Origin of the sequence: Streptomyces sp. NPDC014006 (assembly GCF_043088925.1) — a bacterium.
Taxonomy (GTDB): domain Bacteria; phylum Actinomycetota; class Actinomycetes; order Streptomycetales; family Streptomycetaceae; genus Streptomyces.
Genome location: NZ_JBICAJ010000012.1, coordinates 120,096 through 144,180, shown reverse-complemented (window position 1 = coordinate 144,180; position 24,085 = coordinate 120,096). Strand labels below are relative to the sequence as shown.

At 71.9% G+C, this 24,085-nt stretch carries 21 protein-coding genes and 5 tRNA genes; 8 read left to right on the top strand and 18 right to left on the bottom strand.

The genetic code is table 11. The annotated features are described in order from the left end of the window. Window positions 1-7 precede the first annotated feature (7 nt). Complete coding sequence (locus ACF1GV_RS33360) at window positions 8-3,037, top strand: BTAD domain-containing putative transcriptional regulator (protein ID WP_391688347.1); 3,030 nt, start codon at window positions 8-10, stop codon at window positions 3,035-3,037. A 34-nt stretch (window positions 3,038-3,071) separates the two neighbouring features. After that, window positions 3,072-4,268, top strand: a complete 1,197-nt coding sequence (locus tag ACF1GV_RS33355; RefSeq protein WP_391688345.1) for an FAD-dependent monooxygenase — start codon at window positions 3,072-3,074, stop codon at window positions 4,266-4,268. Window positions 4,269-4,284: 16 nt separating this feature from the next. Here ACF1GV_RS33355 and thiD read toward each other — a convergent pair whose 3' ends face one another. Together thiD and ACF1GV_RS33345 are read right to left on the bottom strand one after the other, a co-directional pair. Beyond that, complete coding sequence (thiD, locus tag ACF1GV_RS33350) at window positions 4,285-5,085, bottom strand: bifunctional hydroxymethylpyrimidine kinase/phosphomethylpyrimidine kinase (RefSeq protein ID WP_391688342.1); 801 nt, start codon at window positions 5,083-5,085, stop codon at window positions 4,285-4,287. Further along, on the bottom strand, window positions 5,082-6,047 hold the full coding sequence (locus tag ACF1GV_RS33345) for a thiamine-phosphate kinase (protein ID WP_391688340.1): 966 nt from the start codon (window positions 6,045-6,047) through the stop codon (window positions 5,082-5,084). Before ACF1GV_RS33345 ends, thiD begins: the two co-directional genes overlap by 4 nt. 269 nt (window positions 6,048-6,316) lie before the next feature. Here ACF1GV_RS33345 and ACF1GV_RS33340 point away from each other — a divergent pair, with 269 nt between their 5' ends. Together ACF1GV_RS33340 and ACF1GV_RS33335 are read left to right on the top strand one after the other, a co-directional pair. Next, window positions 6,317-6,550, top strand: a complete 234-nt coding sequence (locus ACF1GV_RS33340; protein ID WP_029384521.1) for an Lrp/AsnC family transcriptional regulator — start codon at window positions 6,317-6,319, stop codon at window positions 6,548-6,550. A 20-nt stretch (window positions 6,551-6,570) separates the two neighbouring features. After that, window positions 6,571-7,071: a DUF3515 domain-containing protein gene (locus ACF1GV_RS33335; protein WP_391688337.1), complete on the top strand. Its 501-nt coding sequence runs from the start codon at window positions 6,571-6,573 to the stop codon at window positions 7,069-7,071. A 13-nt stretch (window positions 7,072-7,084) separates the two neighbouring features. Here the strand turns inward: ACF1GV_RS33335 and ACF1GV_RS33330 are convergent, their stop codons facing one another. The 3 genes from ACF1GV_RS33330 to ACF1GV_RS33320 form a co-directional block, all read right to left on the bottom strand. After that, on the bottom strand, window positions 7,085-8,242 hold the full coding sequence (locus ACF1GV_RS33330) for a D-alanine--D-alanine ligase family protein (RefSeq protein ID WP_391688334.1): 1,158 nt from the start codon (window positions 8,240-8,242) through the stop codon (window positions 7,085-7,087). Window positions 8,243-8,347: 105 nt separating this feature from the next. Continuing rightward, window positions 8,348-9,367 (bottom strand): NAD(P)H-dependent glycerol-3-phosphate dehydrogenase, encoded by a 1,020-nt coding sequence (locus tag ACF1GV_RS33325; RefSeq protein WP_391688331.1) that lies wholly within the window; start codon window positions 9,365-9,367, stop codon window positions 8,348-8,350. Continuing rightward, window positions 9,364-10,146, bottom strand: a complete 783-nt coding sequence (locus ACF1GV_RS33320; RefSeq protein ID WP_391688329.1) for a lysophospholipid acyltransferase family protein — start codon at window positions 10,144-10,146, stop codon at window positions 9,364-9,366. Before ACF1GV_RS33320 ends, ACF1GV_RS33325 begins: the two co-directional genes overlap by 4 nt. Before the next feature lie 156 nt (window positions 10,147-10,302). On the opposite strand from ACF1GV_RS33320, the gene cofC reads away from it, so the two are divergent. Both cofC and ACF1GV_RS33310 read left to right on the top strand, forming a co-directional pair. Further along, window positions 10,303-10,941, top strand: coding sequence for a 2-phospho-L-lactate guanylyltransferase (gene cofC / locus ACF1GV_RS33315; RefSeq protein WP_391688326.1), 639 nt, complete (start codon window positions 10,303-10,305; stop codon window positions 10,939-10,941). A 10-nt stretch (window positions 10,942-10,951) separates the two neighbouring features. Further along, window positions 10,952-11,155, top strand: a complete 204-nt coding sequence (locus tag ACF1GV_RS33310; RefSeq protein WP_391688323.1) for a hypothetical protein — start codon at window positions 10,952-10,954, stop codon at window positions 11,153-11,155. Window positions 11,156-11,318: 163 nt separating this feature from the next. Here the strand turns inward: ACF1GV_RS33310 and ACF1GV_RS33305 are convergent, their stop codons facing one another. From ACF1GV_RS33305 to leuC, 4 genes are all read right to left on the bottom strand, one after another. Continuing rightward, the gene (locus ACF1GV_RS33305) at window positions 11,319-11,975 is read right to left on the bottom strand and encodes an HU family DNA-binding protein (protein ID WP_391688320.1); all 657 of its coding nucleotides are present in this window, start codon (window positions 11,973-11,975) and stop codon (window positions 11,319-11,321) included. Between the two features lie 137 nt (window positions 11,976-12,112). Continuing rightward, the gene (locus tag ACF1GV_RS33300; protein WP_363266631.1) at window positions 12,113-12,343 is read right to left on the bottom strand and encodes a hypothetical protein; all 231 of its coding nucleotides are present in this window, start codon (window positions 12,341-12,343) and stop codon (window positions 12,113-12,115) included. Between the two features lie 276 nt (window positions 12,344-12,619). Next, entirely contained in the window at window positions 12,620-13,213 is a 594-nt protein-coding gene (leuD, locus tag ACF1GV_RS33295; protein ID WP_391688315.1) for a 3-isopropylmalate dehydratase small subunit, read from the bottom strand. Window positions 13,214-13,218: 5 nt separating this feature from the next. Further along, complete coding sequence (leuC, locus tag ACF1GV_RS33290; protein ID WP_391688312.1) at window positions 13,219-14,649, bottom strand: 3-isopropylmalate dehydratase large subunit; 1,431 nt, start codon at window positions 14,647-14,649, stop codon at window positions 13,219-13,221. Window positions 14,650-14,845: 196 nt separating this feature from the next. On the opposite strand from leuC, the gene ndgR reads away from it, so the two are divergent. Further along, entirely contained in the window at window positions 14,846-15,562 is a 717-nt protein-coding gene (gene ndgR / locus ACF1GV_RS33285; protein WP_361627730.1) for an IclR family transcriptional regulator NdgR, read from the top strand. Between the two features lie 218 nt (window positions 15,563-15,780). Here the strand turns inward: ndgR and ACF1GV_RS33280 are convergent. The 9 genes from ACF1GV_RS33280 to ACF1GV_RS33240 form a co-directional block, all read right to left on the bottom strand. Continuing rightward, window positions 15,781-15,853 (bottom strand) — tRNA-Glu (locus ACF1GV_RS33280). Between the two features lie 28 nt (window positions 15,854-15,881). Continuing rightward, a tRNA-Gln gene (locus tag ACF1GV_RS33275) sits at window positions 15,882-15,953 on the bottom strand. Between the two features lie 21 nt (window positions 15,954-15,974). Next, a tRNA-Glu gene (locus tag ACF1GV_RS33270) sits at window positions 15,975-16,047 on the bottom strand. Window positions 16,048-16,076: 29 nt separating this feature from the next. Beyond that, window positions 16,077-16,149: transfer RNA gene (locus ACF1GV_RS33265), tRNA-Glu, on the bottom strand. Window positions 16,150-16,170: 21 nt separating this feature from the next. Further along, a tRNA-Gln gene (locus ACF1GV_RS33260) sits at window positions 16,171-16,242 on the bottom strand. A 92-nt stretch (window positions 16,243-16,334) separates the two neighbouring features. After that, entirely contained in the window at window positions 16,335-17,066 is a 732-nt protein-coding gene (locus ACF1GV_RS33255; protein ID WP_391688308.1) for an HAD family hydrolase, read from the bottom strand. Between the two features lie 74 nt (window positions 17,067-17,140). Next, on the bottom strand, window positions 17,141-18,625 hold the full coding sequence (gltX, locus tag ACF1GV_RS33250; RefSeq protein ID WP_391688306.1) for a glutamate--tRNA ligase: 1,485 nt from the start codon (window positions 18,623-18,625) through the stop codon (window positions 17,141-17,143). After that, window positions 18,618-19,403 carry a fumarylacetoacetate hydrolase family protein gene (locus ACF1GV_RS33245; protein WP_391688303.1) on the bottom strand — a complete coding sequence of 262 codons (786 nt, stop codon included), beginning with the start codon at window positions 19,401-19,403 and terminating at the stop codon, window positions 18,618-18,620. The genes gltX and ACF1GV_RS33245 overlap by 8 nt, the downstream gene beginning before the upstream one ends. 187 nt (window positions 19,404-19,590) lie before the next feature. Beyond that, window positions 19,591-19,773, bottom strand: coding sequence for a hypothetical protein (locus ACF1GV_RS33240; protein ID WP_363266638.1), 183 nt, complete (start codon window positions 19,771-19,773; stop codon window positions 19,591-19,593). A 609-nt stretch (window positions 19,774-20,382) separates the two neighbouring features. Here ACF1GV_RS33240 and ACF1GV_RS33235 point away from each other — a divergent pair. Continuing rightward, window positions 20,383-24,081, top strand: coding sequence for a nitrate- and nitrite sensing domain-containing protein (locus ACF1GV_RS33235; protein ID WP_391688300.1), 3,699 nt, complete (start codon window positions 20,383-20,385; stop codon window positions 24,079-24,081). The last annotated feature ends 4 nt before the right edge of the window (window positions 24,082-24,085 follow it).

The following is a 24,085-nucleotide window of genomic DNA, read 5'->3' as shown; positions in this document are numbered from 1 at the left end:
CCGGGGAATGCGCTTCGGCATCCTGGGCCCGTCGGAGATCCTCACCGACGACGGCACCCCCCTCTCCCCCGGCGGCCCGCGCCCCCGCGCCCTGCTCACGCTGCTGCTGCTCGACGCCGGCCGCGCCGTCCCGGCGGACCGTCTCCTGGACGGCCTGTACGGCGCCGAGCCGCCCGCCGGAGCCGCGAACGCGCTGCAGTCGCAGATCTCCCGGCTGCGCCGGCGCCTCTCCCCGCACACCGCCATCGAGGCCGTCGGGGCCGGCTACCGGCTGGCCGTGGACCCCGGCGCCGTCGACGCCCACCGCTTCGCCCGCCTCGCCGCCGAGGGACGTGCCGCCCTCGCCGCCGGTGACCATCCGCGGGCGGCGGCCGTGCTGCGCGACGCCCTCGCCCTGTGGCGCGGCCCGGCGCTGCCCGACCTGCCCGACGCGCACGCCGAGCGGACCCGCCTGGAGGAGCTGCGGCTGGCCGTCGTGCAGGACCGCGTCGAGGCCGATCTCGGGGGCGGGGGCGGGGCGGAGCTGGTGCCGGAGCTGCGGGCGCTGGTCGCGGAGCACCCGCTGAGCGAGCGGCTGTACGGGCAGCTGATGCGGGCGCTGCACGCGGGCGGGCGGCCCGCCGAGGCGCTGACGGTGTTCGAAGAGGCGCGCGGCGTCCTCGCCGACGAGCTGGGCGCCGACCCGTCGCCCGAGCTGTCCGCCCTCCACCTGGACCTGCTGCGGGCGCGCCCCGGCGCCCCCGCCCGGCCCCGGCTGCCGGCGCAGCTGACCCGGTTCATCGGCCGGGAAGAGGAGCTGGCGCGGATCGCGGAGGCGTCCGCCGCCTCCCGGCTGGTGACGCTCACCGGTCCCGGCGGTGTGGGCAAGACCCGGCTCGCCCTGGAGGCGGCCCGCACCGCGCCGGACGTCTGTCTGGTGGAGCTGGCACCGCTGGCCGACGGCGAGCGGATCCCGTACGCGGTGCTGGCCGCGCTCGGGGTGCGGGACGGGTTCCGCGCTCCCGCCACGGACGCCACCGACCGGCTGCTGGCCGCGCTGGAGGACCGCGCGGTACTGCTGGTGCTGGACAACTGCGAGCACCTGATCGAGGCCGCCGCGCGGACCGCCGCGCTGCTGCTGGGCGCCTGCCCCGGCGTGCGGGTCCTGGCGACCAGCCGGGAGTCGCTGGGCATCACCGGCGAGGTGCTGGTCCCTGTGCCGCCGCTGCCCGAGGAGCCGGCCGTACGGCTGCTGCTGGACCGCGCGCGTGCCGTGCGCCCCGACGTCGACGGCGACCACGCGCGCGTGCCGGAGATCTGCCGGGCGCTGGACGGGCTGCCGCTGGCGATCGAGCTGGCCGCGGCCCGGCTGCGCACGCTGTCGCCGCCGGAGCTGGCCGAGCGGCTGCACGACCGGTTCCGGCTGCTGGCCCGCGGCGACCGCGCCAAGGCGCCCCGGCACCGCACGCTGCGCGCGGTCGTGGAGTGGAGCTGGGAGCTGCTGGACGCGCAGGAGCGGGAGCTGGCGAGCCGACTGACGGTGTTCCGCGGCGGCGCCACCCTGGACGCGGTGGCGGCGGTGTGCGCGGTGCCGTACCCGGAGGACGTCCTGGCGTCCCTCGTGGAGAAGTCGTTCGTGGAGGTGTCGGGCGGCCGCTACCGCATGCTGGAGACGATCCGCGCGTTCGCGGCGGAGGAACTGGCGGGCGGCGCCGGGGACCTCACCGCCGTGGCCGGGCTCCGGGACGCCCACGCCGCCTACTTCCTTCAGCTCGCCGAGCGCGCGCAGCCGTACCTGCGCGGCGGTGAACAGCTGCCGTGGCTGGCCCGGCTGGCCGCCGAACACGAGAACCTGGACGCGGCCCTGCGCCGTCTGACGGACACCGCCCCGCACGAGGCGCTGCGCCTGATGGCCGCCCTAACCTGGTTCCGGCGGTTGCGGGGCCTGCACGGTGAACGGGTGGGGCAGGCGCGGGCGCTGCTCGGGGCGGTCGGTGACGAGCCGCCCGCCCGCCTGGCCGAGGAGTACGCGCTGTGTCTGATGAACGCCGTCTCCGGGCAGGGTGACGACCCGGCCGACCCGGGTCTCGTCGCGCGGGCGGCCGCGGTCATGGCGACACTCGAAACGCCGCTCCGGCTGCCGTTCACGGTGGTGCTGTGGTCCCTCACCGGCGGCCCCCGGCTCGCGGTCGACGCGCACGTGCGCGTGCAGGTCGGCGACGAGCCGTGGGGCCGGGCCCTGCTGGACCTCGGTCTCGCCTACCAGGCGTGGTTCTCGGGGCGCGCGGACGAGGCGGAGGAGGTCTTCACGCGCGCGTGGGAGGGCTTTCGCGCGACCGGTGACCGCTGGGGCATGGCCAACTGCCTGGATCCGCTCGGCGGCTTCGCCCACGCGCGCGGCGCACACGGGCGTGCCCTCGCGCTGCTCGACGAGGGCCTGATTCATGTGCGGGAGCTGGACGCCCCCGAGGAGACGGCGGACCTGCTGCACCGGCGGGCGTACGTGCTGCTGGCCCTCGGCGCCCACGAGGAGGCCGCCGCGCACTTCGCCCGCTGCCGCGATCTGGCCCGCACGGCCGGTGCCGCCGACAAGGTGGCGGGCGCGCTGCGGGGCCTGGGTGACACGGCCCGCCATGGCGGTGACACGGCAGGCGCACGCGTGCACTACGAGAGCGCTCTGCAGACGTGCGCGGCCACCTGGTTCAGCGTCGGCGAGACGGTGCGCATCCTGATCGGCCTGGGCCGGACGGCCGCCGCCGAGGGCGACACCGGCGCCGCCCGCGACTGGCTCGCCCAAGCCCGCGCCCAGGCCCTTTCGGCGTCCGACGTGCTGCTGCCGGCGGATGTCGCCGACGCCCTGGCCGATCTCGCCGCGCGGCCGCAGGAGGCCGCCGAACTCCTGGGCGCCGCCGCCGGCCTGCGGGGCCTGTGCCTGGACGGCGACCCCGACGTCGTACGCACGACACGGCGCACGCGTGCGCGGCTGTCGCCCGAGGCTTTCGACGAGGCCTTCGAGCGGGGCCGGCGCCTGCGGTCAGCGGCGGTCAGCGCACGGTAGGCGGGCGGTAAGCGCCGCCCGAGAGGCTCCTCGCATGACGAAGAACCTGAGCCGTCTCACCGTCCTGATCTCCGGCGCGAGCGTCGCCGGCCCGGCCCTCGCCCTCAACCTCGCCCGGTACGGCGCACACGTCACGGTCGTCGAGAAGGCGCCCGCGCTGCGCGGCGGTGGCTTCGCCGTCGACTTCCGCGGGCACGTGCACCGCCGGGTGCTCACCACCATGGGCATCTGGGACGACGTCCACGCCCACCGCACCCGCATGGGCCGGCAGACGGTCGTCGACGCCGACGGCAAGGCGCGCGTGGACCTGCCCGCGGAGATGATGAGCGGGGACGTGGAGATCTTCCGCGGTGACCTGTCCCGGATCATGTACGAACGCACCAAGGACCGCGTGGAGTACGTCTTCGGCGACTCGGTCACGGCGCTGACCGACACCCCGGACGGGGTCGACGTCCTCTTCGAGCACGGCGCGCCCCGCCGCTTCGACCTGGTCGTCGGCGCGGACGGCCTGCACTCGAACACCCGCCGCCTGGTCTTCGGCGACGAGTCGCGCCACCTGCGCTTCTTCGGCCACTACGTGGCCGGTTTCGCCGTGCCGAACCATCTGGGCCTGGACCGTACGGGCCGGCTGTACAGCGAGCCGGGCCGCTGTGTCGTCGTCGGCAACTACGACGGCGACCCCGAGCGGGCGGGTGCCCTGCTGGTGTTCCGGTCCGAGGAGTTGGCGTACGACCGCCGGGACCTGCAGGCGCAGAAGCGGATCCTCACCGAGCGGTTCGCCGGCATGGGCTGGGAGACACCCGCGGTGCTGAAGGCGCTCCGGGAGACCGACGACCTGTACTTCGACGCCATTGCGCAGATCCACATCGACCGGCTGACGCAGGGCCGGGTGGCGCTCCTCGGGGACGCCGGGTACGGGGCGACGATGGGCGGCATGGGCACGGGCGTGGCCGTCGTCGGCGCATACGTCCTGGCCGGGGAACTGGCGCTGGCGGACGGCGACGTGCGCGTCGCGCTGGCCGGGTACGAGGCGCGCATCCGGGACTTCGCCCGGGGCTGCCAGAAGATCTCCGGCAACGCGGGCCCGTTCTTCGCCCCGGCCACCGAGCGCCGCATCCGCAGCCGGGACCGCATGTACCGGCTGCTGAGCTCCCGGATGCTGGCCGGTTTCTTCAAGCGGCTGACGGAGAAGGCGGCGACCGCCATCGACCTCGGGGAGTACCCGGCGTGAGCACCCCCTGGGGCGCTCAGGCAGTACCGCTCCTGAACGCCCACCCGTGGTCGACGGGCCCGATCCCGCCGCCGAGTGCGAAGCCGGCGGCGATGGCCCCGGTGACGTACTCCTTGGCGGCCGTGACCGCCTCCGGCACGGACCGTCCCTGGGCCAGGCCGCAGGCGATGGCGGAGGCGAGCGTGCAACCGGTGCCGTGGGTGTGCCGGTTGTCGTGGCGCGGGGCGCGCAGCCAGTACTCCTCGGAGCCGTCCGTGAGCAGGTCCACGGCGTCCCCGGCCAGATGCCCGCCCTTGATCACCACCCAGCGCGGCCCGTACGCCAGGACGGCCGCCGCGGCGCGCCGCAGGTCGTCCTCCGACTCGACGTGTACGCCGGTGAGTTGGGCAACCTCGTCGAGGTTCGGAGTGGCGACGGTGGCCGCCGGAAGCAGCTTGGTACGCACGGAGTCCAGCGCGGAGGCGGCCAGCAGCGCGTCGCCGTGTTTGGAGACGCCGACCGGGTCGACGACGGCGGGCGCGTCGGTGCCGGCGAGCAACTCCGCGACGGTTTCCACGAGTTCGGCGGAGCCGAGCATGCCGGTCTTCACGGCCTGGACGCCGATGTCGTCGACGACGCTGCGGTACTGCGCGCGCACCGCCTCGACCGGCAACTCCCAGGCGCCCTGCACACCGAGGGAATTCTGCGCGGTGACGGCGGTGAGCACGCTCATGCCGTGCGTGCCGAGCGCCAGCATGGTCTTCAGGTCGGCCTGGATCCCGGCGCCGCCCCCGGAGTCGGAGCCGGCCACGGTGAGCACCCGGGGCGGCGCGGTCATGACTCGATGTCCCCGAAGTGGTCCCAGCCGCCCTTGCTGGTCCAGGGGGCGCCGTCGACGGTCACCTGGGGCAGCGCGGAGGGGTTGAGCACCTCGCCGATCACCTTCCAGCGGGCGGGCAGTTTGGCGTCCGACGGGAAGGTCGCGACGATCGCGTGGTCCTCTCCCCCGGTCAGCACCCACTGGAGCGGGTCGACGCCCACGGCCTGGCCGATGTCGTGCATCTGGGTGGGGATGTCGATGGCGCCGGAGCGGATGTCGATGCGCACCTTGCTGGCCTCGGCGATGTGCCCGAGGTCGGCGATCAGCCCGTCGCTGACGTCGCACATCGCGGTCGCGCCGAGCGCCGCGGCCGCGGGACCCGCGTGGTACGGCGGCTCGGGGCGGCGGTGGGCCTCGACGAAGGCGCGCGGGGAGCGGAAACCGCGGGAGAGCACCGCGTACCCGGCGGCGGACCAGCCGAGCCAGCCGGTCACGGCGACGAGGTCGCCGGGCTGCGCGCCGCCCCGGGTGACGGGTTCCTGGTTGCGCAGGTCGCCGAGCGCGGTGATCGACACCATGATCGTGTCACCGCGTACGACGTCGCCGCCGACCACGGAGGCGCCCGCGACCTGGCACTCGTCGCGGATGCCGTCCATCAGCTCGGTCGGCCAGGCCACCGGCAGTTCGGCGGGCACGACCAGGCCGAGCAGCAGCGCGGTGGGGACGGCGCCCATGGCGGCGATGTCGGCGAGGTTCTGCGCGGCGGCCTTGCGGCCGACGTCGTAGGCCGTGGACCAGTCGCGGCGGAAGTGCCGGCCCTCCAGCAGTATGTCGGTGCTGGCCACCACCCGCCGGTCGGGCGCGGCCACCACGGCGGCGTCGTCGCCGGGCCCGACCCGGACCGCCGGGGTGGTGGTGAGACGGGAGGTGAGCTCCCTGATGAGCCCGAACTCCCCGAGCTCACCAACAGTGCCCTTCATTGTCCTGGCTCCCCTTCCGTCCCTGCTGACGTTGTCCGTGCCCGGTCGCGCGGGACCAGTGTCCTCGATACCGTCGAAGTGACCGGCCGCAGGTGCCCGGTCGATGTGACCGGCCCCCGGTGAACGGTCCCTGCAGCCATCCTCGTCCGCCCTGTCCGCACCCCGGCACGCAAGGCCCGGTTCCCACAGGTCTCCCCGCGGGGAGCGGCGACGCGGTACCGTGGCGTTCCTTTTCCCCACATGATCCTCGTGGCCGCCCTGGAGGTTCCGTGGTACAGGCGTACATCCTGATCCAGACTGAGGTCGGCAAGGCGTCGACCGTCGCCGAGACGATCGGCAAGATCCCTGGAGTGATCCAGGCCGAAGACGTCACGGGTCCCTACGACGTCATCGTGCGCGCGCAGGCCGACACCGTCGACGACCTGGGCCGCATGGTGGTCGCCAAGGTCCAGCAGGTGGACGGCATCACCCGCACCCTGACCTGCCCGGTCGTCCATCTGTAGCCCCCGTCTACCCTTGGCCGGTGAGCATCTTCCGTCACCGGCCCCTCGGCCTGCCCGCCCTCGCCCTGCTCCTCGGCGTCGCGGGCTGCTCCTTCGCAGACGACAGCGCGTCGGTCGCGGTTCCGTCGCCGGCGGCGAAGACCGCGGCGCTCTGCCGAGAGCTGGACCGGGCGCTGCCGTCCCGGGTCGACGGCCAGGACCGCCGGGACCCCACCCCCGCGTCACCGCTGACCGCGGGCTGGGGGGACCCGGCGATCATACTGCGGTGCGGTGTCGAGCGGCCCGCGAAGATGACCGACCAGAGGGTCTCGGAGGGCGGTGACCCCGACGCGGTCGCCGGCGGCGTGGACGGTGTCGACTGGCTCATGGAGAAGCAGGACGACGGCGCGTACCGGTTCACCACCGCCAACCGCCGTGCCTACGTCGAGGTGCGCGTGCCCAAGGGCCGGGACACCTCGTCGGTACTCGTCGACCTGGCCCCGGCCATGAAGAAGGCGATCCCCGAGGGGATCGCCGACTGAGCGCCCGGAGGAACTAGCGCAGGCCCGTCGACCTGCGCAGGGCCGCCCGGATGAGGCGGTCGACCAGCTCGGCGTAGCCGACACCGGTGGCCTGCCACATCTTCGGGTACATCGAGATGGGCGTGAAGCCGGGCATCGTGTTGATCTCGTTGATGACGAACTCGCCGTCCTCGGTGAGGAAGAAGTCCGCGCGCACCAGGCCCTCGCAGGACGCCGCGTCGAAGGCGTCCACCGCGAGCCGCCGCACCTCGGCGGTCTGCTCGTCGGTGAGCGGCGCCGGGACGATGCCGGGCGTGGAGTCGATGTACTTGGCCTCGAAGTCGTAATACGCGTGGGCGTCCGGCGGCGGGATCTCCGCCGGCACCGACGCGCGCGGGCCGTCCTCGAACTCCAGCACGCCGCACTCGATCTCACGGCCGCGCACGGCCGCCTCGACGAGGATCTTCGGGTCGTGCCGCTGCGCTTCCTCGATGGCCTCGTCCAGGCCGGAGAGGTCGTCCACCTTGGTGATGCCGATGGACGAACCGGCGCGCGCCGGCTTCACGAACAGCGGCCAGCCGTGCTCACCGGCGAAGTCGACGATCTTCTTGCGGGCGGCGGAGGTGTCCCGCTCCCACTCGCGGGGCCGGATCACCACGTACGGGCCGACCTTGAGCCCGAAGGAGGTGAACACCCGCTTCATGTACTCCTTGTCCTGGCCGACGGCCGACGCGAGCACGCCCGAGCCCACGTACGGCACCCCGGACAGCTCCAGCAGGCCCTGCAGGGTGCCGTCCTCGCCGTACGGGCCGTGCAGCACCGGGAAGACGACGTCGACCTCGCCGAGCGCCTTGGGCACCGAGCCGGGCTCGCTGTAGACGACCTCGCGGCTGGCGGGGTCGACGGGGAGCACCACGCCGCCGTCGCCGGGCTCCGCCATGTCCTCGACCTCGGGGGTGCGGCGGTCGGCGATGGCCATCCGCTCGGGCTCGTCGGCCGTCAGCACCCAACGGCCCTCCCGGGTGATGCCGATCGGCAGGACGTCGTACCGCGTCCGGTCGATGGCGCTCAGGACGGCGCCGGCCGTGACCATGGAGATCCCGTGTTCGGAGCTGCGTCCGCCGAACACGACGGCCACGCGCGGCTTGCGGGACGGCTGCTCAGGGCTCTGGGGGAGGTTCTCGGTGCTCATATCGCGTTGAGAGTACCCGTTGGTATTCCCCGAGTCAGCGCCCACCGGGCCGCCGTGACTCCGTGTCCCTCGGTCGGTCGCGCAGCGTCGCGCGGGCGGGGCCGTTCAGCGCCGTTCGGGCTTGGCGCTGCGCGACATCAGCTCCTTGAGGGCGACCACCGGGGACTTGCCCTCGTGCACGATGGACACGACGGTCTCGGTGATCGGCATGTCGACGCCGTGCCGCCGGGCCAGATCCAGCACCGACTCGCAGGACTTGACGCCCTCGGCGGTCTGCCGGGTGACCGCGATGGTCTCCTGCAGGGTCATGCCCTTGCCGAGGTTGGTGCCGAAGGTGTGGTTGCGCGACAGCGGCGAGGAGCAGGTGGCCACCAGGTCGCCGAGACCGGCCAGTCCGGAGAACGTCATCGGATCGGCGCCCATCGCCAGGCCCAGCCGGGTGGTCTCGGCGAGGCCGCGGGTGATGAGCGAGCCCTTGGCGTTGTCGCCGAGCCCCATGCCGTCGGCGATGCCGACGGCGAGCCCGATGACGTTCTTGACGGCACCGCCCAGTTCGCAGCCGACGACGTCGGTGTTGGTGTACGGCCGGAAGTACGGCGTGTGGCAGACGGTCTGCAGGCGCTGCGCGACCGCCTCGTCGGTGCACGCGACGACGGCCGCGGCCGGCATGCGGGCGGCGATCTCACGGGCGAGGTTGGGCCCGGTGACCACGGCGACGCGTTCCGGGCCCACCTTGGCGACGTCCTCGATGACCTCGCTCATCCGCATGGTGGTGCCCAGCTCGACGCCCTTCATCAGCGACACCAGGACGGTGCGCGGGGCGAGCAGCGGGGTCCACTCGGCGAGGTTGGCGCGCAGCGTCTGGGAGGGCACCGACAGCACGGTGAAGTCGGCGCCGGCGGCGGCCTCGGCGGGGTCGGTGGTGGCGCGCAGGTTCTCGGGCAGCTGCACGCCGGGGAAGTAGTCGGGGTTGGTCCGGGTGGAGTTGATCGCCTCGGCGACCTCGGGGCGTCGCGCCCACAGCACGACCTCGCACCCGGCGTCGGCGAGCACCATGCCGAAGGCGGTGCCCCATGAACCGGCGCTGAAGACGGCTGCCTTGACCGGCGTGACCGGCTTGCTCACGTGCCCTGCCCTTCCGCCTGCTTGCCCTGCGCCCGCGCCTCGGCCTGGGCCTGGGTGCGGCGGCGCTGCTCGATGCGCTCGCGGCGCGGGTCGTACGGCGCGGCGGGCGCCTTCTCGCCGCGGATCTCCTCCAGCTGGCGGGTGATGGCCGCCATGATCACCTCGGTGGCCTCCTTCAGCACCTCCGCGGTCATCTCCTTGCCGTAGAAGCGGGAGAGGTCCACGGGCGGCCCGGCCAGCACGCGGTGGGTCTTGCGCGGGAAGAGGTCCGGCTTCCTGGCGTACGGCGGCAGCAGCTCGTTGCAGCCCCACTGGGCGACCGGGATGACCGGGCACCTGGTCTGCAGCGCGACGCGCGCGGCGCCCGTCTTGCCGGTCATGGGCCAGCCGTTGGGGTCGCGGGTGAGGGTGCCCTCGGGGTAGAAGGCGACGCACTCGCCGCGCTCCACGGCGTCGATCGCGGCCCGGAAGGCGCTGAGCGCGTCGGTGGACTCGCGGTAGACGGGGATCTGGCCGGTGCCACGCATGGCGGCGCCGACGAAGCCCTTCTTGAAAAGCCCGCTCTTGGCCAGGAATCGCGGGACCCGGCCGGTGTTGTACTGGTAGTGGGCATATGCGAAGGGGTCGACGTGCGAATTGTGGTTCACCACGGTGATGAATCCGCCGTCGGCCGGAATGTTCTCCATTCCGCGCCAGTCCCGCTTGAGCAGAAACACCAGCGGTGGTTTGCAGATCACCGCGGCGAAGCGGTACCAGAAGCCGATTCTGCGGCGGGGCACGCGGACACCTTCCTCTAGGGCTTGCCACCGGGGCCCGTGGGGCCGCACAAGTGTCGCCCCGGGCCGCCGGTCTGTCGAGAACACCGTACGCCCCGCCGTCCCGCCGACGAGATGGCCCGGCGACAATGACCAGGACACGAGAGGGACGGTACGCCGGTGCAGTGGACCTTGGTCATCCCCCTGAAGCCTCTGGCGCGGGCCAAGAGCAGGCTCGCGGACACGGCCGGGGACGGGGTGCGCCCGGGCCTCGCGCTCGCCTTCGCCCAGGACACGATCGCGGCGGCGCTGGCCTGCGACGCGGTGGATGATGTGGTGGTCGTCACGAACGACGCCCTGGCCGGCCATGAGCTGGCGGCCCTGGGCGCCCGTATCGTCCCCGACACCCCGTCCGCCGGCCTGAACGCGGCGCTGGCGCACGCGACGGCGGTCGTACGCGCCGAGCACCCCCGAACTCCCGTGGCGGCCCTGAACGCCGATCTGCCGGCCCTGCGCCCGCTGGAATTGGCCCGGGTCCTCGATACGGCCGCCCCATTCCCGCGCGCATTTCTCCCGGACGCAGCGGAAATCGGCACCACGCTCCTGTCGGCCGGTGCCGGACAGGAATTGCAGCCGGCATTCGGCGCTCGCTCCCGTGCCCGCCACCGCGCGTCCGGCGCGGTCGAGCTGCCCCTGGACCGGGCCGATTCCGTACGCCAGGACGTGGACACCGGCGACGACCTGCGCGCCGCGCTCTCCCTCGGCGTGGGCCCCCGGACGGCCGCGGCGGCCGCGCGGCTGCTGATCCCCGGGCAGTAGGCTGACCGTCATGCAGGCCACCGCATACACGTACGACCCCGAGACCCGCTGCGGCCAGGTGCTCCTCGACGACGGCACCCCCGTGCCCTTCGACGCCCCGGCCTTCGATGCGGGCGGCCTGCGCCTGCTGCGCCCCGGCCAACGGGTCCGTATCGAAACGGAAGGTGAAGGCGCCTCCCGCCGCATCACGCTGGTGACCCTGCAGACGTTCTGACACCGGCCGCGTCCCCCGTGGGCCCCGGTCGGAATGTCCCGTCGGCCGGGCCGTCCCGTCCCAAAGCGGCGCCGCCACCAGGACACCAGGTCCACAACACACCGCGGGCCGGACTCCGTCAGGGAGTCCGGCCCGGCGCGTGAGTAACCCGTGCGGTCGCCTCCTAGCGCGCGGTGGTCTTCTTCGCGGCGGTCTTGCGCGCCGACGACTTCTTGGCGGGCGCCTTCTTGGCGGTCGCCTTCTTCGCCGGGGCCTTCTTCGCCGTGGTCTTCTTGGCGGCCGTGGTCTTCGCCGCGGTCGTCTTCTTGGCGGCCGGCGTCGTGGTCTTCTTCGCGGGCGCCTTCTTGGCCGTGGTCTTCTTCGCGGCGGCCGTGCTGGTCTTCTTCGCCGGGGTCGCCTTCTTCGCGGTGGTGGTCTTCTTCGCGGCCGCCGTCGTCTTCTTGGCCGCGGCCTTCTTGCCCGCGGGCTTGGCGATGGTGGCGGACGGGCCGGACAGGCTGCCCTTGGGGGCCTTCTTGACCGCGATGTCGTTCTTCGGGAGCTTCTTCGACCCGCTGACCAGGTCCTTGAAGCCCTGACCCGCGCGGAAGCGCGGAACGGAGGTCTTCTTGACCCGAACCCGCTCGCCGGTCTGCGGGTTACGGGCGTAGCGGGCCGGCCGGTCGACCTTCTCGAAGGAACCGAACCCGGTGACCGAGACCCGGTCGCCCCCGACGACCGAGCGGACGATGGCGTCCAGGACCGCGTCGACAGCATCGGCGGCCTGCTGGCGGCCACCCATCTTGTCGGCAATCGCTTCTACGAGCTGCGCCTTGTTCACGTCTTCCCCTTCGGAGACATCGCCAGAACGAAAGTGTTCAAGCTTTTTCGCACGTTAGGCAGATATATACCGCAAATCAAACACGAAACGGGCTTATCACCCTTGTGCCGCAACGAACTCGGCGATCACGGATGTGTTCAGTCGTCCTCTTCGGGGACGCGCCCCGCATCGAGATCCGCCATGAACCGCTCCAGCCGCCTTGTCGCACCGGCAAGATCGTGTTTGGCCGCGGCCGTAATGACCAGCAGCTTCCGGGTCAGCGCCATCCGTACGCCCTCCGGGACTTGCAGTGCGCGCACCCTGGCGTGCGCTTGTTTCAGTTGGTCCGCGACCGCCGCATAGAGCTCGAGTTGGCCGTCGTGTTCCATGCACAGATTGTGCCATCTGGGGCGAGTTGTCGCCCGCGCAGGGGGCAACTGCCGCCTCCAACAGCCATCCGGGCGCACCGCGAAGACGCGTTCCTGAGCCTCGGATACCCCAGCAACCACCGTCGTAACGTGGGAAGTTGAACCGCCCCCGACCGCCGGCCGACGCCGTACGGACCCAAAAACGCCTGTACCCCCGATCGGGCCGATCGGGGGTACAGGCGGGGTGATGCGGTGGCCGAAACCCGACCCTCAGCGGGCGCGGGCCGGGCCGATGGTTCAGACCTGGAGGGTGCGCGGCTTGAAGGACGGCCGCTTCGCCTCGTACGCGGCGATGTCCGCCTCGTTCTGCAGCGTGATGGAGATGTCGTCCAGACCGTTCAGCAGCCGCCATCGGGAGTTCTCGTCCAGCTCGAAGGAGGCGGTGATGCCCTCGGCGCGCACCTCACGCGCCTGAAGGTCCACGGTGACCTCAGCGGTCGGGTCCTTCTCGACCAGCTCCCACAGTGCGTCCACGGTCTTCTGGTCCAGGACCACGGTGAGCAGGCCGTTCTTCAGCGAGTTGCCGCGGAAGATGTCGGCGAAGCGGGAGGAGATCACCGCCTTGAAGCCGAAGTTCTGCAGCGCCCACACCGCGTGCTCACGGGAGGAGCCGGTACCGAAGTCCGGGCCCGCGACCAGGACGGTGGCGCCCTGCCGCTCGGGACGGTTCAGCACGAACTCGGGGTCCTTGCGCCAGGCCTCGAACAGCCCGTCCTCGAACCCGTCGCGAGTGACCTTCTTGAGCCAGTGGGCGGGGATGATCTGGTCGGTGTCCACGTTGCTGCGGCGCAGCGGGACGGCCCGGCCGGTGTGCGTGGTGAAAGCTTCCATGATCCTCAGACTCCAGCGGGCGTACGGGTCTCGGCGTCGGTCAGGTCGGCGGGCGAGGCCAGGTGGCCCAGCACCGCGGTCGCGGCCGCGACCTGCGGCGACACCAGGTGGGTGCGGCCGCCCTTGCCCTGCCGGCCCTCGAAGTTGCGGTTGGAGGTGGACGCCGAGCGCTCACCGGGGGCCAGCTGGTCGGGGTTCATGCCCAGGCACATGGAGCAGCCCGCGTGCCGCCACTCGGCGCCGGCCTCCTTGAAGACCACGTCGAGACCCTCGGAGACGGCCTGCAGACCCACCCGCGCGGAGCCCGGGACGACCAGCATCCGTACCCCGTCGGCGACTTTGCGGCCCCGCAGCAGGTCGGCCGCGGCGCGCAGGTCCTCGATGCGGCCGTTGGTGCAGGAGCCTACGAAGACGGTGTCCACCTTGATGGAGCTCAGCGGCTGACCGGCCTCCAACCCCATGTACTCCAGGGCCTTTTCGGCGGCGAAGCGCTCCGAAGGGTCTTCGTACGAAGCCGGGTCGGGGACGGACGCGGAAAGCGGCGCGCCCTGGCCCGGGTTGGTGCCCCAGGTGACGAACGGGGACAGCTCGGCGGCGTTGATGACGACCTCGGCGTCGAACTGGGCGTCGTCGTCCGTCCGCAGCGTCTTCCAGTACGCGACGGCGGCGTCCCAGTCGGCGCCCTCGGGGGCGTGCGGACGGCCCTTGAGGTACGCGAAGGTGGTCTCGTCAGGGGCGATCATGCCCGCGCGGGCGCCGGCCTCGATCGACATGTTGCAGATGGTCATCCGGGCCTCCATCGAGAGCTTCTCGATGGCGGAGCCGCGGTACTCCAGGATGTAGCCCTGGCCGCCGCCGGTGCCGATCTTCGCGATGATCGCCAGGATCAGGTCCTTGGCGGTGACGCCCTCGGGCAGTTCGCCGTCGACCGTGATCGCCATGGTCTTCGGGCGGGCCATGGGCAGCGTCTGGGTGGCCAGCACATGCTCGACCTGCGAGGTGCCGATGCCGAACGCCAGCGCGCCGAAGGCGCCGTGCGTGGAGGTGTGGGAGTCACCGCAGACCACGGTGGTGCCGGGCTGGGTCAGGCCCAGCTGCGGGCCGACGACGTGCACGACGCCCTGCTCGACGTCGCCCAGCGGGTGCAGCCGCACCCCGAAGTCGGCGCAGTTCTTGCGCAGGGTCTCCAGCTGGACCCGGGAGACGGGGTCCGCGATGGGCTTGTCGATGTCGAGGGTCGGGGTGTTGTGGTCCTCGGTGGCGATGGTCAGGTCGAGCCTGCGCACCTGGCGGCCGCTCTTGCGGAGGCCGTCGAAGGCCTGCGGGCTGGTCACCTCGTGCAGCAGGTGCAGATCGATGAAGAGGAGGTCGGGCTCGCCCTCGGCGCGCCGGACGACGTGGTCGTCCCAGACCTTCTCCGCGAGTGTCCTACCCATCGCTTTCCCTCCGACCGGCAAACGTCCACCGGCCCAACTAGAGATCTTGAGGAGGCGTTGCCCGCGCCCCTGCGACCGGACATCCGCCACCAGGCCCGTCGAATCGCGGGCCGCTGTGCCTTCGTGACATCCAGAGTGGCGGGTTCCACGGAAAATTGAACTTGCGTTTCACAGAGTGAGACGCGAGTATCGTTGCATGGACAACAGTAGCGGCGTCGGCGTTCTGGACAAGGCGGCCCTCGTCCTGAGCGCTCTGGAGTCCGGTCCGGCCACCCTCGCGGGTCTGGTCGCGGCCACCGGACTGGCTCGACCCACGGCTCACCGCCTGGCCGTGGCACTGGAACACCACCGCATGGTGGCGCGTGACATGCAGGGACGTTTCATTCTCGGCCCTCGGCTCGCAGAACTGGCCGCGGCCGCGGGTGAGGACCGTCTCCTCGCCACCGCCGGCCCGGTGCTCACACATCTGCGTGACGTGACGGGCGAGAGCGCGCAGCTCTATCGCCGCCAGGGTGACATGCGTATCTGCGTCGCCGCCGCGGAGCGCCTGTCCGGACTGCGGGACACCGTGCCAGTCGGCTCCACGCTCACCATGAAGGCCGGCTCGTCGGCGCAGGTGCTGATGGCCTGGGAGGAGCCCGAGCGCCTGCACCGGGGCCTGCAGGGCGCCCGCTTCACGGCCACGGCCCTGTCCGGCGTACGGCGCCGTGGCTGGGCCCAGTCGATCGGTGAGCGCGAGCCGGGCGTCGCGTCGGTCTCCGCGCCCGTGCGCGGCCCCTCCAACCGCGTGGTGGCCGCCGTGTCCGTCTCCGGTCCCATCGAGCGCCTCACGCGCCACCCGGGCCGTATGCACGCCCAGGCGGTCATCGATGCCGCGGCCCGCCTCTCGGAGGCCCTGCGCCGCACGGGCTGAGGTCCGCCCCGCACCGGTAGAGGTCAGCCCCCACAGCCAGAGGTCCCGTCCCGACGCCGCGGCGGGACCTCTTCGAGGGGGCCGACCCAGGCTCGGCTACGACGGGGCCGAAGAGCTCGCGCCGTATGCCGAGTTGTCGCGCCGGCCCCTGGACGAGCCGCTGCTGCGGCGCCGGGCACGACGAAGGCCCTCCGCCGAAGCGAAGGGCCTTCTTCTTGTACCCCCGACCGGATTCGAACCGGCGCTACCGCCTTGAGAGGGCGGCGTGCTAGGCCGCTACACAACGGGGGCCTGGACACTGCGTTTCCGCAGGTCCGAGCTGGTCTACCTGGACTCGAACCAAGACTAACTGAACCAGAATCAGTCGTGCTGCCAATTACACCATAGACCAATGATGGTTTAGACCAGTCAGTACCCCCGACCGGATTCGAACCGGCGCTACCGCCTTGAGAGGGCGGCGTGCTAGGCCGCTACACAACGGGGGCCCTAGCGATCCCGACATGATCGAGATCAGTACCCCCGACCGGATTCGAACCGGCGCTACTGCCTTGAGAGGGCAGCGTGCTAGGCCGCTACACAACGGGGGCTTTGCAGATAAGCTCTGCGAGCTGGCCTACCTGGACTCGAACCAAGACTAACTGAACCAGAATCAGTCGTGCTGCCAATTACACCATAGGCCACTGGAACTCAAGCCCCTGCGGGGATCTCGTTCTAGTTTCGCTCCCCCGGGTCCCGGCCTTTCGGCCCGCTCCCCGGCGGCGCAGGAAGAACATTACCTGAAGGTGGACCGGGCTCCAAAACGGGTATCAGCGCCGAGCACCGCCGGGAGTTCGGCCAGGGTCGAGATCCGGTGCGGGCCCCGGGGCACATCACCGCCCGTACGCGCCCCGTCACGGTCGATCCACACCGACAGCAGGCCCGCCTCGGCCGCCCCCCGCCCGTCGATGTCCGGGTGGTCCCCGACGTAGGCCACCTCGTGCGGGGCGAGGCGCAGGGCCGTGCAGGCCGCGTGGAAGGCGGCTGCCTCGGGCTTGGACACGCCCAGCTCGGCCGCGCACAGGATGGTCTCGAAGCGGCCGTGGACGCCGAGGACGCGCAGCTTGCGGTCCTGGACGACAAGGCTGGAGTTGGACAGCACCGCGTGCCGGTAGCCGGCGGCGAGGGCGTCCAGGGCGGGCACGGCGTCCGGGAAGAGGGCCCAGGCGGACTCGTAGTGACCGACGTAACGCCGGAACCAGTCGTCGGCCTCCGCGTCGGTCAGTTCCGCGCCCAGGAACGTGCGCACCCGGTCGCGGCGCTGCGCCTCGAAGGTCGCCTCCCCGGCCGCGAAGCGCCCCCAGTGCAGCTCGGTGGCCTGCTTCCAGAGTGCGAGCGCCTGCTCCGCCGTACCGAAGGCACCGAGCAGTCCCTCGGCGGCCAGGTGCGCGCGCATGCCGGCGCGGTCGGCGCTCGTGTAGTCGAAGAGGGTGTCGTCGACGTCCCAGAGGACGGCTCGGATGCTCATGAGCCGACGGTAGCGAAACGCCAGGGGCGGCACCCGGGCCTTGCCGGACACCGCCCCTGTCACGCGGGTGCGCGCTACGCCGCCAGCTTCACCAGCGCCGCGTCGATCCGGGCCAGCGACTTCTCCTTGCCCAGGACCTCAAGGGACTCGAAGAGCGGCAGGCCGACCGTGCGGCCGGTGACGGCGACCCGGACCGGGGCCTGGGCCTTGCCGAGCTTGAGGCCGTGCGCCTCACCGGCGGCCAGGACGGCCTCCTTCAGCGACTCCGGAGACGACCAGTCGGCCGCCTCCAGCTTCTCGCGGGCCGTGCGCAGCAGGGCGTCCGAGCCCTCCTTCATCGCCTTCGTCCACGACGCCTCGTCGAAGACCGGCTCGGCGAGGAAGAGGAAGTCGACGTTGTCGGTGATCTCCGACAGCACCTTCACGCGTGTCTGCGCGTGCGGGGCGACGGCCTGCCACTTGGCCTCGTCGAAGTCCTCCGGCGCCCAGGTGGCGAAGGGGGCCTTCAGCCACGGGCGGCAGCGCTCGGCGAAGTCCTTCACGTCCAGCATGCGGATGTGGTCGGCGTTGATCGCCTCGCACTTCTTCAGGTCGAAGCGCGCCGGGTTGGGGTTCACCTCGGAGATGTCGAAGGCGGCGACCATCTCCTCGATGGAGAAGATGTCCTGGTCCGCGGAGAGCGACCAGCCCAGCAGGGACAGATAGTTGAGCAGGCCCTCGGGCAGGAAGCCCCGCTCGCGGTAGAGGTTCAGGCTCGACTGCGGGTCGCGCTTGGACAGCTTCTTGTTGCCCTCGCCCATCACGTACGGCAGGTGACCGAAGGCGGGGGTGTCCTTGGCGACGCCCAGCTCGATCAGCGCCTTGTACAGCGCGATCTGGCGCGGGGTGGAGGAGAGCAGGTCCTCACCGCGCAGGACGTGGGTGATCTCCATCAGGGCGTCGTCGACCGGGTTGACCAGCGTGTACAGCGGGGCGCCGTTGGCGCGCACGATGCCGTAGTCCGGAACGTTCTCCGGGGTGAAGGTCAGCTCGCCGCGCACCAGGTCGGTGAAGGTGATCGTCTCGTCGGGCATGCGGAAGCGGACGATCGGGGCGCGGCCTTCGGCCCGGTACTGCTCGACCTGCTCGGCGCTCAGGTCGCGGCAGTGGCCGTCGTAGCCGGAGGGCTTGCCGGCGGCGCGGGCGGCCTCGCGGCGGGTGTCCAGCTCCTCCTGGGAGCAGTAGCAGTGGTAGGCGTGGCCGGCGTCCAGGAGCTTCTGCGCGACGTCCTTGTACAGGTCCATGCGCTGCGACTGCCGGTAGGGCGCGTGCGGGCCGCCGACCTCGGGGCCCTCGTCCCAGTCGAAGCCGAGCCAGCGCATCGCGTCGAGCAGCTGGTTGTAGGACTCCTCGGAGTCGCGGGCCGCGTCGGTGTCCTCGATGCGGAAGACCAGCGTGCCCTGGTGGTGCCGGGCGAACGCCCAGTTGAACAGGGCGGTGCGGACCAGGCCCACGTGGGGGTTACCGGTGGGCGAGGGACAGAAACGGACGCGTACGGGGGAGCCGGGTGCGCTAGCCACGCTTGACAACCTTGTTGGTGAGAGTGCCGATGCCTTCGATGGTGACGGCGACCTCGTCGCCGACGTTCAGGGGGCCGACCCCTGCCGGGGTGCCGGTGAGGATGACGTCGCCGGGCAGCAGCGTCATGGCCTCGGAGATGTTGACGATCAGATCCTCGATCGAGTGGATCATCTCGCTCGTGCGGCCCAGTTGGCGCTGTTCGCCGTTGACCGTGAGCTGGATCGTCAGGTCGGACGCGGTCGCGAGGTCCAGGTCCGTCTCGACCCAGGGGCCGAGCGGGCAGGAGGTGTCGAAGCCCTTGGCCCGCGCCCACTGCTTCTCGCGCCGCTGGACGTCCCGGGCGGTGACGTCGACGGCGCAGGTGTAGCCGAAGATCACGTCCGCCACCCGCTCGCGCGGGACCTCGCGGCACATACGGCCGATGACGACGGCGAGCTCGGCCTCGTGCTGGAGGTCCTCGGTGAAGGGCGGGTACTGGATCGCGTCGCCGGGGCCGATCACCGAGGTGGACGGCTTGAAGAAGGCGAAGGGGGCGTCCGGCACCTCGTTGCCCAGCTCACGGGCGTGCTCGGCGTAGTTGCGGCCGAAGGCGACGACCTTGTTGGGCAGCACGGGGGGCAGCAGCCGCACCTTGCTCAGCGGCACCTTGGTGCCGGAGAGCTCGAAGTCCGCGAACGGGATGCCCTTGATGATGTCGAGGACGAGCTCGTCCGGCTTGCCGCCTTCGACCGCGCCGAAGGCGACGTTCCCGTCGATGGAGAACCTGGCGATGCGCACGGGATCCTTGCGCCCCTTAACTTGTCACTGAGCTGGCTGGAGTCTGACGCTCCAGGCTAACGCGGTGGACAGGCCGGAACCTCGCGCATGGTCGCCGGGGTTCGCGTGTATCCCGTGCCGTCCCGTGTACGACGAAGGGCGCCCGCTCGGTGCGGGCGCCCTCGGCTGCCGGGTCGCGGCTGTGCGCTCAGTGCGCGGCGGTCACGGGGACGTCCATGAGGACCGTGCGCCGCGGGTTGGCGGTCTGCGCCGGCAGATCGATGGAGTGCTCCGGCTGCTCGGGGATCTGCAGCTCGTCGGCGTCCTTCAGGTGCGCCAGCGTCGTGCGCCGCGGGTTGGCAAGCGTGTGGAACATCATCGTCGTCTTCACGGTTAACAAGACCTGTTCGTCTCGGGGCGCTGGGAGGGGCCCAAAGCTACCTCACGCGCGGATTGTCAGAACGTCACCTCTTGTCAAGCACGAGGCCAAACGTGCGCATTCCCGTCGAAGGCGTGAAGACCACATGATCCTCGTGTGAGTTTGCTCACGAATCACAGCTCAAACCGGTCAATTCCGACCCGCGGATCACCCCACCGAAACGGACATTGAGCCCCTGAAGCCCTCATTCCGCTCCTGATCATGGCGACTGGGACACCGACCCCGACCCGCCGACTCGCTCGGATACGCCCGATTCGTCCGGGATCACTTTCCACACCTGGTAACCCGGCCCTCACGTGCTGTCACAGAGGTCACACAACAGCCACGAACCTTGTTGGAGATCCTGCACTGTGCTGGAATGCCACGGACCGCCGCAGGATCGAGCCGGCGCACGGGGGGCGCGAAGCAGCGTCGCTCCCGACAAGGTGGGCGGCGAGAGGGGAAGTCCAGCGCCGGTCACTCACGACCACCCGGGAGACGCATTCAGGGCGATCTCCCAAGACGCCGACACCGTTCCTCCGTATCTGCGGAGGAACGCCTGGTCCAGAGGTTGCGACGCTAGTGCAGGGACGTTTCAAGAGGGATGGCAGCGCTTCGGCGGAGCCGGAGCCGCACGGCGGGACTGGCCCGATGGCCGTCAGCTCCTCGCCCCAGCACGCCCAGAACCCGGGCCAGGCGGCCCCGTCCGGCGACGGCGGTGAACGCCCCGGGCGTCCGGGGGTGACCGTGTCGGCTCCCAGCCCCACCACTCCCAAGGTCAAGCCGCCGCAGGGCCCCTCCGGCCCCGGCACGCGAATAGCCCTGCGCAACTGGCGCATCTCCACCCGACTGGTGTCGCTGCTCGCGCTCCCCGTGGTCGCCGCGACCACCCTGGGCGCCCTGCGCATCAGCGAGTCGATGGACAACATCCAGCAGCTCGAGAACATGAAGCTGCTGACCGAGATGACCAAGCAGGCCACCGAGCTGGCCGCGGCGCTCCAGGAGGAGCGCGACGAGTCCGCCGGTCCGCTGGCACACGGTTCCAAGGCCGAGGACCCCACCGTCAAGGGGCTGCGGGACAAGACCGACCGTGCCAAGGACAACTTCATCGACGCCTCGGAGCAGGTCGAGGACGGCAACCTGCAGGGTGTCCGCGAGAGCGTCGTCGCCATCGCCCGGGATCTGAACACCCTCGGCAGGATCCGCCAGGAGGCCTACACCTCCCAGGGCAACTCCTCGCAGACGGTCGAGGCCTACCACCGGCTGATCACCCACCTGCTGGACCTTTCCCAGGACATGGCCGAGGCCACCAGCAACCCGGAGATGATCCAGCGCACCCGCGCACTGGCCGCGTTCTCCTCCGCCAAGGAGTACGCCTCCATGCAGCGCGCGGTCATCGCGGCCGCCCTGCCCGCCAGCAACACCACCTACGGCGACCTCTCCGAGAACGACCGCAACTACGCCGAGTCGGCGACGGAGGGCCAGAAGTCGGAACTGAGCACGTTCCGCAGCATCTACGGCGACAAGAACGCCGAGGAACTGCTCAAGCCCATCCAAGAGGGCAACCCGATCATCGAGGACGCCGACACGTACGCGAGCCGTGCGGTCCAGGACATCGGTGGTCTGAAGAAGCTCGACAAGCGGTCGTACAAGGACTGGCTGGACGACAGCGGCACCAAGCTCCAGCAGATGTCGAACATCGAGCTGACCCTGCTCAGCGAGATGGAGCAGAAGGCCCGTGAGCTGCGCAGCGACTCCGAGCGCGAGGCGATCATCTCGGGTGCGCTGATCCTGCTGGTCCTCGGTGTGTCGCTGGTCGGCGCGTTCGTCGTGGCCCGGTCCATGATCCGCTCGCTGCGCCGGCTCCAGGAGACCGCCACCAGGGTCGCCCAGGACCGCCTGCCCGAGCTGGTCAAGCAGCTGTCGGAGTCGGACCCGCAGGACGTCGACACCTCCGTGGAGTCGGTCGGTGTGCACTCCCGCGACGAGATCGGCCAGGTGGCCGCGGCCTTCGACGACGTGCACCGCGAGGCGGTCCGCCTCGCCGCCGAGCAGGCCCTGCTGCGGGGCAACGTCAACGCGATGTTCACCAACCTCTCGCGCCGCTCCCAGGGTCTGATCCAGCGCCAGCTGTCGCTGATCTCCGAGCTGGAGTCCCGCGAGGCCGACCCGGACCAGCTGTCCTCGCTGTTCAAGCTGGACCACCTCGCCACCCGTATGCGCCGTAACGGTGAGAACCTCCTCGTCCTCGCGGGTGAGGAGCCCGGCCGGCGCTGGACCCGCCCGGTTCCGCTGGTCGACGTGCTGCGCGCCGCCGCGTCCGAGGTGGAGCAGTACGAGCGCATCGAGCTGGCCTCCGTGCCGACGACCGAGGTCGCCGGCCGGGTCGTCAACGACCTCGTGCACCTGCTCGCCGAGCTGTTGGAGAACGCGACCTCGTTCTCCTCGCCGCAGACCAAGGTCAAGGTCACCGGTCACGCGCTGCCCGACGGCCGCGTGCTGATCGAGATCCACGACACCGGCATCGGCCTCTCCCCCGAGGACCTCGCCGCGATCAACGAGCGGCTGGCCTCGCCGCCCACCGTGGACGTCTCCGTCTCCCGCCGCATGGGTCTGTTCGTGGTCGGCCGCCTCTCGCAGCGCCACGGCATCCGCATCCAGCTGCGTCCGTCCGACTCCGGTGGTACGACCGCGCTGGTCATGTTGCCGGTCGACGTGGCGCAGGGTGGCAAGAAGCCGCAGCCGCCGAAGCCCGGCCAGGGCTCCACCGGCGGTCCCGCCGCCGCGCAGGCCGCCGCCGGTGCGGCCGCCGCACGCCGCCAGGCCGCCGTGCAGAACGGTGGCGGCCAGGGCGCCGGAGCCTTCGGCGCCTCGCCGTCCGCGGGTGGCCCGGGTGCCGGCAACGGCGGCCTGCTGGGCGCCGGTCAGGGGCCGCGTGCCGCGCTGCCCGGCCGGGACGGCCCCCGCCCGGGTGCGCCGGCCGCTCCCCGCGGTCCGCAGCAGCAGGGCCGGCCCGCGCCGGCCGGCACGGGTGCCCCCTTCGGTCAGCCGGCCGCGCCGCAGGGTCTGCAGGCCGCCGGTCCGGGTGCGCCCGGCCAGGACCCCTTCGGTCCCTCGCGCGGTCCGGCGCCGGCGCAGCGCCCTGCCGACGACGCGGGTGCGGGCGCGGAGAAGGGCGGCCGGCGTCGCCGTCCGCAGCTGCCGCCGCGCGGTGGTGCCCGGGCCGAGCTGCCCGGCACCGCTCCGCAGCAGCCGCGTACGCCGAGCTGGAGCGACCAGAGCGGCGAGCCGCCGGTGTCGCGTGCCTCGCTGGACACCCCGCGCGGCCACGAGGAGCCGGAGGCCGAGCAGACCTCGCGGATGCCGCGGATCGACGACCGTCAGGGTCCCGGCGCGACCGCCGAGATCCCGGTCGTGGGCCGCGGGGACCAGGCGCAGGGCCCGAACGGCGCCTCCGACTTCGCCCGTCAGGACTTCGGCACGCCGCGTCCGAGCGGTGGCCAGGGCAGCGACCAGTTCGTCCGCTCCGACATCTTCGGCGCCGACAGCCGTGACGCCGGGCCCGCCACGGGCCGGTTCCCGGCCCCGCAGGCGTACGACGACGGCTCCACCGGCCAGTTCCCGGCGCCGCAGCACGACGGCTCCAACACGGGCCGGCATGCGCTGCCCGCGCGTCCGGAGCCCGCGGCCGGCGACCCGTTCGGTCAGCCGCAGTCGGGTGGCTACGGCTACCCCCAGCAGCAGGCCCCGCAGCAGCGGCCTTCGTACACCGAGCCGCAGGCTCCGCAGCAGCGTCCCGTCCGGCGTGAGCCGGAGGCGCTGCCGCCGGCCAGCGGTCCGGGTGACGGCCGTACTCCGCTGTACGACACGCTGGAGACCAACTGGTTCCGCGGCGGCCGCGAGGAGGAGCAGCAGCAGAGCGCCGCTCCCGCCCCGCAGCAGCAGCAGGCGCCGGCTCCCGCTGCCCCGCAGCAGCGGCCGGCCCAGAGCGGCTGGCGCAGCTCGCCGAACGACGATCTCGTCCGGCAGGCGGAGCGGGTGCGTCAGCCCGCCTCGGGTGGGGTCACCACCTCCGGTCTGCCGCGCCGCGTGCCCCGGGCGAACCTCGTGCCGGGCACGGCTCAGCAACAGCAGAACCAGGCCGGTCCGCAGGTCTCGCGCGCGCCTCAGGACGTGCGCGGACGGCTGACCAATCTTCGTCGGGGCATCGCTCAGGGCCGTCAGGCCGGCAGCGGCCAGACCGGCAGCTTCCCGAGCCCCACTCACCAGCAGGAGCGTTAGTTGA